We start from the raw sequence: 14,783 nt of genomic DNA on the forward strand, positions 1-14,783 counted from the left end.
TTACGGTGGACAGCGGCGCGCGGGCGCGCCGGACGGGATGGCTAGCCGACGACCTTGCGAGGCGCCGGGCGGGCCGCGGTGGCGGCGGGCTTCTTAGGCGCGTCCAGGCACTGGATCGCGATTTCGAGCGAGGCGACGCCCTCTTCGCCGGTCACGGCGGGCACGCCACCGGTACGGATGGCGCCGAGGAACGCCGTCAATTCGGCACGCAGCGGCTCGTCCTGTGCGACCGGCAGATGCCGCATCGAGTAGGAGCCATCGGTCTGGAAGCCGAAGCATTCGGTAACCTGACGGGTCAGGAGATCGCCCATGACATATTTGCCGCGCGTCGCCACGGTGACGGTGCGCGCCTTGAATGGCGTCAGCCAGTTGGTGTTGATATGCGCCAGCACGCCGGACTCGGTGCGGAACTGCAGCAGCGCAATGTCCTCGCGCTCGGCGATGGCGGAGGCAAGCTGCGACTGCACATCGACGATGTCGGATTCGGTGAACCAGCGGATCAGGTCGATGTCATGCACGGCAAGATCGATGACGACGCCGACGTCCGACATCCGCGGCGGAAACGGTCCGACGCGGGTAATCGCAATCGACAGAATGTCCTCGCCCTTGATCGCCTGCTTGACGGCGGCGACCGCGGGATTGAAGCGCTCGACATGGCCGACCATCAACGTCACGCCGGCCTGGCGGGCGGCCTCGACGATTTCACGGCCCTCGGCCACGGTGGAGGCAATCGGCTTTTCGACCAGCACATGAATACCGCGGGCGATGCAGGCCAGCGCCACCTGATGGTGCAGATGGGTCGGCGCGGCGATCGTCACCGCATCGACGCCGGCCTCGAGCAGTTGATCGAGATCCGTGAAGGTCGGGCAGCCGATCATCTTGGCGGCGCGGGCGCGATGCTCGGCAAGGGGATCGACGATGCCGACCAGCTCGATGCCCGGCAACCCGGCCATGACGCGGCCGTGGTTGGTGCCCATCACGCCGGCACCGACGACGCCGACACGCAGCACGCGGTCCGCATCGAGGCCATGTGAACCCGCAGCCGTTAACTTGTCGCCGATCTTGGAAACCATCGCTCAAACCCCGAACAGAAGCGCCCTTCGGCGCACGGGATCTCCTAGCATGGTGCCACAAATGTGGCGATGGTGCCCGTCAATCATCCAAACACGTTTTGATTCAAAGAATTACAGGGAGAAACGGCTGCTGGCGGCGCGCTGATGCAGGCGGATCCCGCCATCCGAATGGAGGCCAGCCACGCAGACGCTCCCCTAACAACCAGCTCAGCCCCGCAAACAGTAAGGTTAAAATCCTCAAATTGTACCAATGAGGACGGCTTGCTCTAGACTGCAGCGATGACCGTGATGATCACAGGCGGAGCCGGTTTCATCGGATCGCACACCTGCGTGGAATTGATCCGGCATGGCCATGCCGTCGTCATTTACGACAATTTCTGCAACAGCCATCCCGAGGTCCTGAACCGGATCCGGCGCATCACCGGCGTCACGCCGGCGCTGGTGACCGGCGACGTGCGGGACCGCGAGGCGCTGGTCGCCGCACTGACCGGCCATCGCTGTTACGCCGTCATTCACTTTGCCGGCCTGAAATCGGTTGCCGAGTCGGCGAGCCAGCCGGCGCTGTATTACGACACCAATGTCGCCGGTACCTTGCATCTTGTCGAAGCCATGCGGATCGCCAATGTCCGCAACCTGGTGTTTTCCTCATCCGCGACGGTGTACGGCGAACCGCAATCGCTGCCGCTGCAGGAAGACCACCCGCTCGCGCCGTTCAACACGTATGGCCGAACGAAGAAAATGGCCGAGGACATGTTGGGCGACATCGCCGCTTCTTCCGCGGCGCTGCGGGTCGCAATCCTGCGCTATTTCAATCCGGTCGGCGCCCATGAGAGCGGCCTGATCGGCGAAGATCCAAATGGCGTGCCCAACAATTTGATGCCGTTCATTGCGCAGGTCGCGGTCGGGCGCCGCCCGTCGCTCAAGATATTCGGAAACGACTACGACACGCCGGACGGCACCGGCATCCGCGATTACGTCCATGTCATGGACCTGGCAACAGGACATTTGCAGGCGCTGCAGTGCCTCGAGACGCAGGAGCTCGTCCGACTCAATCTCGGCACCGGCCGCGGCAGCAGCGTTCTCGAGATGGTCGAAGCCTTCGCCAAAGCGAGCGGGCGCGCAATTCCGGTGGAGTTCGCGCCGCGGCGCGAGGGCGACATCGCCAGCTATCACGCCTGTCCAAAGCTGGCGTCCGACGTTCTGGGCTGGCAGGCCACGCGCGGTCTGGACGACATGTGCCGCGATGCCTGGAACTGGCAACGCACCAATCCGGAAGGCTATCGCGCCTGACGTGGCTGCCGGCCGTTGCTGCCAGCCACGCCTAACTAGACCCGCTTGTAGTCGTCCTCGATACGCACAATGTCGTCCTCGCCGAGATAGCTGCCGGTCTGCACCTCGATCAGCTCGAGCTGGATCTTGCCGGGGTTTTCCAGACGGTGCGTGGCGCCGAGCGGGATATAGATCGACTCGTTTTCGTGCACGATCTTCTCGGCGTCGTTGAGCGTCACCTTTGCCGTGCCGCGGACCACGATCCAGTGCTCGGAGCGGTGGTGGTGCATCTGCAGCGACAATCGTTCGCCGGGGCGCACGACGAGGCGCTTCACCTGATAGCGCTCGCCGTCTTCCAGCGCCTGGATCGAGCCCCAGGGACGATGCACCTTGAGGTGATCCTCGGTGACCTTGGGCGCCGTGAGCTTCAGCTTGGCCACCAGCCGCTTCAGGCCGTTGGCGTCCTTCTGCCGCGATACCAGCACGGCATCCTGCGTCGCCACCACGACGAGGTCATCGACCCCCTCCAGTGCCACCACGACGCCGTCGGTCGCCACGTTGCAGTTGCGCGAATCCTCGAACACCGCGGTGCCCTGCGCAGCATTGCCCGAGCCGTCCTTGTCGGACAATTCCCATACCGCCAGCCACGAGCCGACATCCGACCAGCCGCAGGACACCGGGACCACGGCGGCGTGCTTCGTCTTTTCCATCACGGCATAGTCGATCGAGATCGACCGGGCTCGGCCGAACGCCTCATTGTCCAGCGTGACGAAGCCGAGATCGCGGCCGGCCCGGGCGACCGCCTCAGTAATTGTCTGCACGCTGTCGGCATCGACGCGGGCGTATTCCTCCAGCAGCATCGCGGCGCGAAACATGAAGTTGCCGCTGTTCCACAGATAGCCACTGGCGATGTATTCTGTCGCGGTCGCCAGATCCGGCTTCTCGACGAATTTTGCGACCTTGTGGACCTCGCCGGCGATCGCCGCGCCGGGGCTGATATAGCCGTATTCGGTGGCGGGCCGTTCCGGCTTGACGCCGAAGGTCACGATATGACCCTCGTCTGCCACGGCGAGCCCCTGCCGGCAGGCCGCGACGAAAGCGGGCGTATCCTTGACGACGTGGTCGGCGGCCAGCGCCAGCACCACAGCCTGCTCGTCGCGGGTCTGCGCGAAGGCGGCACCCGCCGCGATCGCCGGACCGGAATCGCGCCGCATCGGCTCCAGCAGCACGTCGGCCTCCAGCCCGATCTCGGCGAGCTGCTCGCGCACCATGAAACGATAGGCGGCGCTGGTGATGACGATCGGCCGCTCGAACAGCTCCGCGTCCGAGACCCGCCGCATGGTGTCCTGGAAGGTCGAGCGCGGCCCGAACAGCGGCAGAAACTGCTTCGGCCGGCCCTCGCGCGACGACGGCCACAACCGCGTGCCGGCGCCGCCGCACATGATTAACGGAATGATACGCTTGTTCATGGCCTGACCAGTCCCCTGCTAGATGCCGTAATGGCCGCGATACCACGTCACGAAATGCCGGATGCCGTCCTCGATCGAGGTGTCCGGCTTGAAGCCGACGTCGCGCATCAGATCGTCGACGTCGGCAAAGGTCTCGGGCACGTCGCCGGGCTGCATCGGCAGCATGGTCTTCAACGCCTCGCGCCCCAGTTGCTTCTCCAGAACCGTGACGACATGCAACAGGTCTTCCGGGCTGTGGTTACCGACATTGTAGAGCCGCGCCGGCGCGGCATCGTCGCTGCCCGTCGGCACATGCCCGATCAACCGCCCGATCACCGCGGCGACGTCATCGACGTAAGTGAAATCGCGGCGCATGTGGCCGTGGTTGAACAGTTTTATCGGCACGCCGTCGAGGATCGCCTTGGTGAACAGAAAGATCGCCATGTCCGGCCGGCCCCACGGGCCGTACACCGTGAAGAAGCGCAAGCCCGTGGTCGGCAGCCGGTACAGATGGCTGTAGGAATGCGCCATCAGTTCGTTGGCCTTCTTGGTCGCGGCGTACAGGCTGATCGGGTTGTCGACGCGGTCGGTGACCGCAAACGGTTTCTTCTTGTTGGCGCCATACACCGACGATGACGATGCATAGATCAAATGCTGGCATTCATTGTGCCGGCAGCCCTCCAGCACGTTCAGGAAGCCTTCGAGGTTGGCGTCGGCATAGGCATGCGGCTGGTCGATCGAATAGCGCACGCCGGCCTGGGCTGCGAGATGGATCACCACCGGGAATTTTCGCTCGGCGAACAGCGAGGCCATCGCCGGGCGGTCGGCGAGGTTGGCCTTGATGAATTCGAACTGCGAATGGTCCTGCAGCAGCTTGAGCCGCGCCAGCTTCAGCGCCGGATCGTAATAATCATTGAGGCTGTCGAGCCCGACGATGCGATGCCCCTCCGCCAGCAACTGGCGGGCGACGTGGAAGCCGATGAAGCCCGCGGCACCGGTGACGAGGATGGATGAGTCCGACATCGATTCTCCAGAGAATGCGCCTCGACCGGCAACGGTCGGCAGAACGGCCCCCCGTCCTTCTAGCCGCGATCGGCGACACTGCAAGAGGTAGCCGGCGGAGATGTTGGCAATGCGACGGCCCCAAGGCGGCTCCCGGGCAGTGGCTATCCCGGCAAAACGCGATAGAACAGCGGCAGCCTGCCGATCCATCTCATTCTTCGCCTGTGTATGTCCCGATGTCTTCACTTGTCATGATCGCGCTTGCGGGCGCCGTGGTCGCTGCGGCCCTGCTGTCGGCGGTGATCCTGATCGCGATCCGCCCGCTGCTGGCGCGCTATGCGCTGGCCCGGCCGAATGCGCGTTCTTCGCACAGGATCCCGACCCCGCAGGGCGGCGGCGTGGCCGTGATCGCCGCGGCGCTGGCCGTGGCCGGCTCAACCATCGCCATGGCCTTGCCTGAGGCGCTGCCGTCGCTGGGCGTTCTGTTTGCCGCCACGGTGCTGATGGCGGTCATCGGCGCGATCGACGATATCCGGCCAATTCCGGTGGCGCCGCGACTGCTGCTGCAGGCCGCGGCGGTCGGCGCGGTACTCTACGCCCTGCCCACCGGTCTGCAGATCGTACCGGCCTGCCCGCTATGGCTGGAACGCCTCGTGCTGCTGGTCGCCGGCCTGTGGTTCGTCAACCTCGTCAACTTCATGGACGGGCTGGACTGGATCACGGCCGCCGAAGTGATCCCGGTCACGGCGGCGCTGGCGCTGTTCGGCCTGTTCGGCGCGCTGTCGCCGGCGGCCGCGCTGGTGGCGGGCGCGCTTGGCGGGGCCATGCTCGGCTTCGCGCCGTTCAACCGGCCGGTGGCGAAGATTTTTCTCGGCGATGTCGGCAGTCTGCCGATCGGGCTGCTGCTGGCTTGGTGCTTCGTCGAACTGGCCTTTGCCGGCCACCTCGTCGCGGCGATCCTGCTGCCGCTGTATTATCTTGCCGACGCGACCTTGACGCTGTTGCGCCGGGCAGCCAGGCGCGAGGCGGTATGGATGGCCCATCGCTCGCACTTCTATCAGCGCGCGACGGATAACGGCTTTGCGGTGATCGAGGTGGTGCGAACGGTGTTCGGGCTGAACATCGCTCTGGCGGTGCTGGCGGGGTTTTCGGTGTCTTTCACGTCGACCATGGCGAACGTGATCCTGCTGGCGCTGGGCGCCATTGCGGTTGCTATGGTTCTGCGGGCGTTTTTGACGCCACGTTAACCTATAGACCGGATGAAATCGGCGTACGCGGAGCGTAAGGCGATGCAATCCGGGTAAAACGCCAACGACGGACAGGCCGGCCCCGGATTGTCATCCGGGCTACCCAGCTACTCCGCCCCCGCCTGATATTCCGGCACGGCGTCCTTGAGGATCGCCACGGCGGCCTCGTGCTGGTCGGCGTCGATGGCCGTGCGCAGCGTCGCCAGCCAGGTCTTCAGCGTATCCAGCGGCAGTTCGTGCGGCCGCGCCGCCAGAATGCCGGCGATGCCGATTTCCGATGTCGGCTCCTGCTTGGCGAATAGAATTTCGTTGAGCCGTTCGCCCGGCCTCACGCCGGTAAACACGATGTCGATGTCGTAGCCCGGCTGCAGGCCGGACAGCCGGATCATGCGGTCGGCGAGATCGACGATCTTCACCGGTTGCCCCATGCTGAGCACATAGACAGAGGCGTCCGAATGCTGCGCGTTCATGGCGTGCGTCGCCGCCGTCACCACGAGGTCGCAGGCTTCGCGGATGGTCATGAAGTAGCGCACCATGTCGGGATGCGTGACGGTCACCGGGCCGCCGGCCTCGATCTGCGCCTTGAACTTCGGCACCACCGAGCCATTGGACGCCAGCACATTGCCGAACCGCACCGAGATCAGCCGCATCGGCGACTTGGCTTCGCTGCCGCTGGAGGCATCGCCGTCGAGCGCCTGGCAGTACATCTCGGCAAAGCGCTTCGTCAGGCCGAGCATCGACACCGGCTCGATCGCCTTGTCTGTCGAGATCATCACCATGGCATCAGCGCCAGACGCCAGCGCGGCGTCGGCGACATTGACCGAGCCGAAGATGTTGGTCTTGACGCCCTCGCCCCAGTCGCGCTCGAGGATCGGCACGTGTTTCAGCGCCGCGGCGTGAAACACGACTTCCGGCTTGAACGCCAGCATCAACGCGTGGATGCGCTCGCGGTCGCGGACATCGGCAATCCGGCCCTCGATCACCGCATGCGTCACCTTGGCGGCGAGCTTTTCGGTGGCGGCGTGCAGCGCCGGCTCGGAATTCTCGATGATCAGCAGGCGTGCCGCGCCGAAGGTGATGACGCGGTCACAGATTTCAAAGCCGATCGAGCCGCCGCCGCCGGTCACGACGATCGCCTTGCCGCGCACGAAGTTTTCCAGCCGGGCATAGTCGATCTTGACACTGGGGCGCAGCAGCAGGTCTTCGACCGCGACCGGCGCCAGCTGCGGCGTGTCGCGGCTCTCTTCCAGCGACGGCAGCCGGCTGACGATCAGGCCCAGCTTGCGCGCTCGCATCAACACCGATTCCGGCTGCGCATCGGTCTCGAACGCCGACGGCGTCATCACCACGCGCTCGATGGGCCGGTCGCGGCCGTTGAAGTCTTCGACCACGTTGGGCAGGTCGTCGATGCCGCCCAGCACGGGCACGCCGCGCAACGTCTGGCCGCGGTCCGATGGCGACGGCGACAGGATGCCGACCGGCCACAGTCGCTTCACCGCGCCGCTCTCGACGCCGCGCAGAAACACTTCGACATCGGCGGCGCGGCCGATCAGCAGCGTCGGCGCCGCGTCCATGGTCCGCGCCAGATTGCGGGTGCGGGTGTAGCGGAAATAGCGATAGGCCAGCCGCGGCCCCGAGAGAAAGGCGACCTCGATGAACCAGTAGATGACGATGGTCGTCTTGCCGAGGAAGAAGGTGCCGTAGACGTTCGGCGCCAGGAAAATGTAGTCGAGCACCAAGAGCGCCACCGACAGCACGGAAGCCGCGCGAAGGATGTTCAACAGGTCCGGCAGCGAAATGAACCGCCATTTCGTTGTCGTCAGACTGAACATGTAGCAGACGAAAAAGCTGAAGATCAGGAAGTACGGCAGGATCGTCAGCAGCAATGGCAGCCGGTCCCACAGGTTCTCGCCGTCGAAGCGCAGCACGAAGCTGAGGATCACGGCGAGTGCCGTGACCAGCGCGTCATGCAGCGCGATGATCCAGTTACGCCAGGTGAAGTTGAAAATCCGGGACATCAGGACGCAAACCGATCTAACAAGTGATTGTCGTTCATCGCTGCCCTCCGCGGGCGCGCTCGACCAGCGAGGTCGTGCTGAAACCCTTGAGGATATCGACCAGGATGACCTCGCCGCCATTGGCGGCGACGACTTCGTGGCCGACCACCTGCTCGCGGGTGTAATCGCCGCCCTTGACCAGGGTGGCCGGGGCGATCTGCGTAATGAGCGCGAGCGGCGTGTCGTCTTCGAAAATCACGACGAGATCGACCGCCTCCAGCGCCGCCAGAACTTCGGCGCGGGCGCGCTCGTCCTGCACCGGGCGTTCGGGGCCTTTCAGCCGCTTCACCGAGGCGTCGGAGTTGAGGCCCACGATCAGCCGGTCGCAGGTCGCGCGCGCCGCGGTCAGCACCTTGACGTGGCCGGGATGCAATATGTCGAAACAGCCATTGGTGAAACCGATGCGCAATTGCTGCGCCCGCCATTCCGCCAGTTGCGCGTCGAGATCGGCGGCGGCGACGATCTTTTCCTCGGCGGCCAGAAACGCATGCGGCAGGATCTTGCGGCGCCATTCGCCGGGCGTCACCACCGCGGTGCCCGTCTTGCCGACGGCGACGGCGGCAGCCGCGGTGGCCGCGCGCAACGCCGTCTCGAAATCCGCGCCTGCGGCCAGCGCCACCGCCAGCATCGCCGCCACGGTGTCGCCGGCGCCGGACACGTCGCGCACCTTCACCGGCAATGCGGGCACGTGGATCGCAGCACCGTCGCGCGGCACCAAGGTCATGCCGTGCTCGCTGCGGGTGATCAGCATCGCCTCGCAATCCGCAAGGATCATCGCCTCCTGCGCGGCGGTCGCGATGCCGGCATCGGTGTCGGCGCGGCTGCGGGTGGCTTCGGCAAATTCCTTGCGATTCGGCGTCAGCAGCGTGGCGCCGCGGTAGATCGCCAGATTCGCGCTCTTGGGATCGACGATGACGCGCTTGCCGAGCTTCCTGGCCGCGTCGATGACATTGCGCAGCACCCGCGCGGTCAGCACGCCCTTGGCGTAGTCCGACAGCAGCACGATGTCGGCGCGCGCAAGCTGCGGCAGGATGGTGTCGATCAGCCGCTGCTCGATCGCGGCCGAGGCTGGCGAGGCCTGCTCCCAGTCGGCGCGCAGCATATGGGTGGAGAAATGCTCCGACACGAAGCGCACTTTTCGCGTCGTCGGCCGCGAGGGATCGGTGACCAGCAGCGCCTCGATGCGGTCCTCCTGCTTGAGCTTGTCCGTGAGCACCCGCCCGGCCTCGTCGTCGCCGATCAGGCCGACAAAAATGCAGGTGGCGCCGAGCGCCGCGATGTTGCGCGCGACATTGCCGGCGCCGCCGATCGTGATCTCGCTGCGCTGGACCGCGATCACCGGTGCGGGCGCTTCCGGCGAAATCCGCGACACCTCGCCATAGACGAATTCGTCGAGCATCAGATCGCCGACGCACAGGACGGTCTGGCGGGCAATCGCATGCGACAGGGCGTCGAAATCGAACATCAAACGGGTACCTGTTGCGTTCAGCGGAAGCGATCGGGCTGATCGAGATAGCCCCTGACATAAGCGCCGACCGCATCCTCCAGCGACGTGAAGCCGCCATTATAGCCGGCCTCGCGCAACCGGTCGCCTTCGCTTTGCGTAAAATACTGGTAGCTGTCGCGAATCTGCTCGGGCATGTCGATGTAGCTGATCAGCGGCGCCGTACCGAGCGCGGCATAGGCGGCCTGCATCAGGTCCTTGAAGCTGCGTGCCTCACCGGTGCCGACATTGAAGATGCCGCTGATGTGCGGCGATGCCAAGAGCCACATCATGACGCGGACGACGTCCTCGACTGAGATGAAGTCGCGGCGCTGGTCGCCATCGGCAATGCCGTCGCGGTGCGACTTGAACAATTGGATGCCGCGGCCGGCCTTGATGTCATCGAAGCGCCGCGTCAGCACCGACATCATCGAGCCCTTGTGGTACTCGTTCGGCCCGAACACGTTGAAGAATTTCAGCCCGGCCCATTGCGGCGGCAGCTTTTCGCCGCGCGCCGCGCGCTCGGCGATCGCCATGTCGAACAGATGCTTGCTCCAGCCGTACAGGTTCATCGGCCGCAGCGCCTTCAGCGCCTCGACGCTGTCGTCGTCGCGAAAACCCTGCGCGCCATCGCCATAGGTCGATGCCGAGGAGGCGTAGATGAAGGGCACGGCGTTCTGCGTGCACCAGTCCAGCAACCGCATCGAGAGGCGGAAGTTGGTTTCGATGACGAGGTCGCCGTCGGTGGCGGTGGTCTCGGAAATGGCGCCGAGGTGGATGACGGCATCAAGCTTGCGGCCGGCCAGCCAGGCCATCAGCTCGCCCGGCGGCACCACATCGGCGAGCTGGCGCTTGGCGAGGTTGCGCCATTTGCCATCATGGCCGAGAAAATCGCACACCGCGACGTCCGCCCGGCCGGCGTCATTGAGCGCGGCCACGACGTTCGATCCGATAAAACCGGCCCCTCCGGTCACCAGCAGCATGAAATCCCCGCCTCTGTTTTGCGCCGCCACCTTTGCCCCAGTACCGGCCCGCAGGCAACGTCCCGGCGGCCATGGGGGTGACGATAGGCGACACTTCGGGAAGCATTCTCCGGGTGGCTTGTCCTGCGGGACCGGAAAAGCTACCGACTTTGGCAACATTTGCGACAGCGCAGTTGATTTCATGAATCAGAATTCACAATATGATGGCGTGAGGGTGGATCCGGACGACACAAATCCGATCCTGATCATTCCCTATATGTGGATCGGCGATTTCGTCCGCGGCCATACGGTGGTGAGGGTGCTCAAGGAGCGCTGGCCGAACCGGCCGGTCGATATTCTCGTCAACAAGCAGGTGCAGTCGCTGGTCGATTACATGCCCGGCGTGCGCCGTGGCGTGTTGTGGGACCTGCCGCGCCGCCGGCTGGCGCTGGCGAAGCAGTGGGAACTGGCGGCGAAGCTGCGCGCGGAAAACTACGGCACCGTGCTGGTGATGCCGCGGACCTGGAAATCGGCGCTGGCGCCAGCGCTGGCGGGGATTCCCGAGCGCGTCGGCTTTGTCGGCGAGGTCCGGTTCGGGCTGATCAACCAGTGGCGCTGGGGCGAGAAGAAGCTGCCGCGCATGATCGACAAGAAATGCGCGCTGGCGTTGCCGGAAGGCACCAGGCTGCCACCGGAATGGCCGGTGCCGCAGCTGCGCGTGCCGGCCGAGGAGATCGCCCGCTGGCGCGAGGCGCACGGCCTTGGCACCGCCCCCGCGGTGGCGCTGGGCCCGGGCTCGGTCGGCCCCTCCAAGCGCTGGAGCTATTATGCCGAGGCCGCAAAACTGCTGGTCGAACGCGGGCTCGACGTCTGGGTGATCGGCGGCCCCGGCGAAAAAGGCCTGGCCGATGAGATTTCGGCCGCGGGCGGCCCGAAAGTGCGCGATCTTACCGGCACCGACCTGCGCAACGGCGTGGTGGCGATGGCCGCCGCCGGCGTCGCCGTCACCAATGATTCCGGGCTGATGCATATCGCGGCTGCGCTGGGCACGCCGACCATCGGCATTTTCGGGCCGACCTCGCCGCAGCTCTGGGGGCCGCTCAATCCGCTGGCGGCGACGGTCCAGACCAAAACCTTCGTGCCGTGCCAGCCGTGCCACCGCCCGGTCTGCACCGCCAACAACCACGCCTGCATGCGCGACATTCCGGCGACCGATGTCGCTGACATCACCGCGCGCGTGCTGGCCGACTTCCCGAATGGAATGGGCGAGCAATGAGTCAAGCCAAACCCGCCGCCTTCCTCGACCGCGACGGCGTCATCAATCACGACGACCATCATGTCTTCCAGGCGGAAGCGATCCGCTGGATGCCCAATGCGGCCCGGGCGATCCGCCGCCTGAACGAGTCCGGCTACCATGTGTTCGTGTTCACCAACCAGTCCGGCATCGCGCGCGGCCTGTTCACTGAAGCGGACCTGCACAGGCTGCACGACTGGATGCGCGCCGAGCTGCTCACGCAGGGCGCCCGCATCGACGACGTCCGCTACTGCCCGCATTATCCCGGCGGTTCGGTCGCCGGCTATCTCGAAGACCACCCCTGGCGCAAGCCGAGCCCGGGCATGATCCTCGACCTGATGCAGCACTGGCCGGTGCAGCACGCCGGCAGCTTCGTGATAGGCGACCGCGACACGGACATCGAGGCGGCCTTAGCGGCGAAGCTGCCGGGCTACCTGTTCGCCGGCGGCGATCTGGATGCGTTCGTCGCGGAGATACTGGCGAAGGTTTAGCCTGCGTCTCGTTTCCCGGACGCGCTGCAGCGTTCTTCACGCTGCTGCGCAGATCCGGGATCCCGGTTGCTTCCGCGCCAAGCGTGGCCCCGGATCTGCGAGGCGATACTTCGTATCGCATCGCGTCCGGGGAACGGACCGCGCCTAGATCAACGTCTTGTAGACCTCGGCGATCGCCTTTGCTTCCGCCTCGACGCTGAACTGCTCCAGAACGCGCGTTCGCGCGCGCGCCCCCATCGCCTCGGCGGCCGCAGGCTCGCGCATCAAGGGTTCGATCGCCTGCGCCAGTGCTGCGGCATCGTCGATCGGCACCAGCACGCCGCTGACGCCGTCTTCCACCACGATCTCCGCAGCGCCCGCCCGCGTCGCCACCAGCGCGGCGCCAGCGGCCATCGCCTCGATCAGCGTCAGGCCAAAGCCTTCGTTGCGCGAGGTGAAGGCGTAGATCGTCAGCCGCTGGTACCAGCGCTGGACGTCGGCGATCGGCAACTCGCCGAGGATGATGATGCGCGACTGCAGGCCTGCCGCGGCGATGCGCTGCCGCAGACCATTGGCGAAGCCGCTGTGCTCCGGCGTGATCTCGCCGACGATCACCGCCGTGAAATCCGGGTACAGCGGCAACAGCCGGCACATCGCGTCCACGAACAGATCGGTGCCCTTCTGCGCGCGAACGCGGCCGAAGCAGCCGATCGCGTAGCGGCCCGGCAGACCGGCCTGTGCAAAGGCCGCAGCGCGGTCGGGGGCCGGCGCATAGGTCTGCGTATCGACGCCGTGGGTTATGACGGTCGCCGGCCGCTTCAGATAGGACGCCGAAATCTCTGATGTCGCGATGATGGCGTCCATCTGCCGGATCAGCCAGCGCGTGATCCAGCTATGATGGCGCTGCGCAGCCGAGGTGAACAGCAGCTTGAAGGGCCAGCCCAGCGCCTTCAACAGGACGCCCGCGATCATCTCGTCATTGCGCCTTGCGTGCCAGATCAAGGGCTGGCGGCGCAGCCACAGCCGCAGCAGATCGCGCCAGCCTAGCCGCGCAATGCCCTCGGGCGCGTCGGAACCGAGCCAGTCGGCGCGGATCAGGCTCGCCAGATGCGGGGCCACCATCCGGTTGGTGGCGGTCACGCCGGAATAGCGCCAGTGCAGGTTGGTGACAACCACCTGCAGCCTGTCGGCCATTTTGCTCGCGATCGGCACACATCACTCCATTTCGACGCACCCGCTATACCCATCCTTAAGCATAGCCGCCAGTTACCATCCGTCGAAACCCACTCTTCACCCGGGAATGGCTAGCCTGCGTCCGACATTGAAAAGTGGGAACGAGCAATGACCATTCTTGTCACCGGCGGCGCCGGCTACATCGGAAGTCACATGGTTCACACGCTGGTGGAAGCCGGCGAGAGCGTGATCGTGATCGACAATCTGTCGACCGGCTTCTCGCAGTACCTCCCGGAAGGCGTGCCGCTGTTCATCGGTGACGTCGCCGACGAGAACCTGGTCGAGGGCGTGATCGCCGCGCATGGCGTCGATGCCATCATCCATTTCGCCGGCTCGATCGTGGTGCCGGAATCGATGCGCGATCCGCTCAGCTATTACCGCAACAACACCATGACGACGCGCAATTTGCTCAACGTCGCCGTCAAGACCGGCGTGCGCCGCTTCATCTTTTCCTCGACCGCGGCGGTCTATGGCAACCCCGATAAGACCCCGGTCGCCGAGGATGCGCCGACCCGGCCGCTGTCGCCCTATGGCTCGTCCAAGCTGATGACCGAGATCATGCTGCACGACATCGCGCCGGCCTATGGCATGGATTTCGTCGTGCTGCGCTATTTCAACGTCGCCGGTGCCGATCCGCTCGGCCGCACCGGGCTGGCCACCGTTGGCGCCACGCATCTGCTGAAGATGGCGGTCGAGGCCGCCACCGGCCAGCGCAGCAAGATCGACGTGTTCGGCACCGATTACCCGACCCCGGACGGCAGTTGTATCCGCGATTTCATCCATGTCAGCGACCTTGTCGAGGCGCATCGCGCGGCGCTGGATTACCTGCGCCAGGGCGGCCCCTCGACCACCCTGAACTGCGGCTACGGCCGCGGCCATTCCGTGCTGGAAACGATCGAGGCGGTGCGCCGGGCCTCGGGCCGAAACTTTGCCGTGCAATACGCGCCGCGCCGCGACGGCGACATCGTCACCATGATCGCCGACACAAGCCGGATCCGCGCCACGCTGGACTGGACGCCGCGCTACGACGATCTTGCGACCATCGCCCGGCACGCGCTGGCATGGGAGGAAAAGCTCCACCAGGACCGCCATGGCGTTGAAAGATTGGCGAAATCCGCCTGATTGGCCGCGTCCGCCGGGTCCCCCCGACGGGTTTCGGCTTGAAAGTCACCGATTTAGCGGGCAATGAGACGGCTGCTTCAGAGCCTGCTCCGGCGCCCCGGCAAATCCCTGCCCGCGCCCGTC

The 14,783-nt window shown here is 65.5% G+C and carries 12 protein-coding genes; 5 read left to right on the forward strand and 7 right to left on the reverse strand.

The genetic code is table 11. The features are described 5' to 3' along the window. Positions 1-41 precede the first annotated feature (41 nt). The gene (locus FNL56_RS19270; protein ID WP_143574591.1) at positions 42-1,073 is read right to left on the reverse strand and encodes a Gfo/Idh/MocA family protein; all 1,032 of its coding nucleotides are present in this window, start codon (positions 1,071-1,073) and stop codon (positions 42-44) included. Between the two features lie 279 nt (positions 1,074-1,352). On the opposite strand from FNL56_RS19270, the gene galE (FNL56_RS19275) reads away from it, so the two are divergent. Continuing rightward, on the forward strand, positions 1,353-2,363 hold the full coding sequence (galE, locus tag FNL56_RS19275; protein ID WP_143574592.1) for a UDP-glucose 4-epimerase GalE: 1,011 nt from the start codon (positions 1,353-1,355) through the stop codon (positions 2,361-2,363). Between the two features lie 35 nt (positions 2,364-2,398). On the opposite strand, the gene FNL56_RS19280 is transcribed toward galE (FNL56_RS19275), so the two are convergent. Further along, the gene (locus FNL56_RS19280) at positions 2,399-3,811 is read right to left on the reverse strand and encodes a mannose-1-phosphate guanylyltransferase/mannose-6-phosphate isomerase (RefSeq protein ID WP_143574593.1); all 1,413 of its coding nucleotides are present in this window, start codon (positions 3,809-3,811) and stop codon (positions 2,399-2,401) included. 18 nt (positions 3,812-3,829) lie between these two features. Further along, complete coding sequence (locus FNL56_RS19285; protein ID WP_143574594.1) at positions 3,830-4,813, reverse strand: NAD-dependent epimerase/dehydratase family protein; 984 nt, start codon at positions 4,811-4,813, stop codon at positions 3,830-3,832. Between the two features lie 215 nt (positions 4,814-5,028). Here FNL56_RS19285 and FNL56_RS19290 point away from each other — a divergent pair, with 215 nt between their 5' ends. Continuing rightward, the gene (locus FNL56_RS19290) at positions 5,029-6,039 is read left to right on the forward strand and encodes an MraY family glycosyltransferase (RefSeq protein WP_143574595.1); all 1,011 of its coding nucleotides are present in this window, start codon (positions 5,029-5,031) and stop codon (positions 6,037-6,039) included. 107 nt (positions 6,040-6,146) lie between these two features. Here FNL56_RS19290 and FNL56_RS19295 read toward each other — a convergent pair whose 3' ends face one another. From FNL56_RS19295 to rfaD, 3 genes are read right to left on the reverse strand one after another with little or no spacing between them, the layout of a single operon-like run. Then, positions 6,147-8,057, reverse strand: coding sequence for a polysaccharide biosynthesis protein (locus FNL56_RS19295; protein WP_143574596.1), 1,911 nt, complete (start codon positions 8,055-8,057; stop codon positions 6,147-6,149). Positions 8,058-8,091: 34 nt separating this feature from the next. After that, positions 8,092-9,561 (reverse strand): D-glycero-beta-D-manno-heptose-7-phosphate kinase, encoded by a 1,470-nt coding sequence (rfaE1, locus tag FNL56_RS19300; RefSeq protein WP_143578125.1) that lies wholly within the window; start codon positions 9,559-9,561, stop codon positions 8,092-8,094. Between the two features lie 20 nt (positions 9,562-9,581). Next, complete coding sequence (rfaD, locus tag FNL56_RS19305; protein WP_143574598.1) at positions 9,582-10,562, reverse strand: ADP-glyceromanno-heptose 6-epimerase; 981 nt, start codon at positions 10,560-10,562, stop codon at positions 9,582-9,584. 181 nt (positions 10,563-10,743) lie between these two features. Here rfaD and waaF point away from each other — a divergent pair, with 181 nt between their 5' ends. Next, positions 10,744-11,817 carry a lipopolysaccharide heptosyltransferase II gene (gene waaF, locus FNL56_RS19310; RefSeq protein WP_143574599.1) on the forward strand — a complete coding sequence of 358 codons (1,074 nt, stop codon included), beginning with the start codon at positions 10,744-10,746 and terminating at the stop codon, positions 11,815-11,817. After that, a complete protein-coding gene (locus tag FNL56_RS19315) occupies positions 11,814-12,326 on the forward strand; it encodes a D-glycero-alpha-D-manno-heptose-1,7-bisphosphate 7-phosphatase (protein ID WP_143574600.1) in 513 nt (170 codons plus the stop codon). Before waaF ends, FNL56_RS19315 begins: the two co-directional genes overlap by 4 nt. Positions 12,327-12,470: 144 nt before the next feature. Here the strand turns inward: FNL56_RS19315 and FNL56_RS19320 are convergent, their stop codons facing one another. Beyond that, a complete protein-coding gene (locus FNL56_RS19320; protein WP_143582562.1) occupies positions 12,471-13,499 on the reverse strand; it encodes a glycosyltransferase family 4 protein in 1,029 nt (342 codons plus the stop codon). A 147-nt stretch (positions 13,500-13,646) separates the two neighbouring features. Here FNL56_RS19320 and galE (FNL56_RS19325) point away from each other — a divergent pair, with 147 nt between their 5' ends. Continuing rightward, on the forward strand, positions 13,647-14,660 hold the full coding sequence (gene galE / locus FNL56_RS19325) for a UDP-glucose 4-epimerase GalE (RefSeq protein WP_143574601.1): 1,014 nt from the start codon (positions 13,647-13,649) through the stop codon (positions 14,658-14,660). The last annotated feature ends 123 nt before the right edge of the window (positions 14,661-14,783 follow it).

The sequence above is a fragment of the Tardiphaga sp. vice304 genome (assembly GCF_007018905.1).
Lineage (GTDB): Bacteria > Pseudomonadota > Alphaproteobacteria > Rhizobiales > Xanthobacteraceae > Tardiphaga.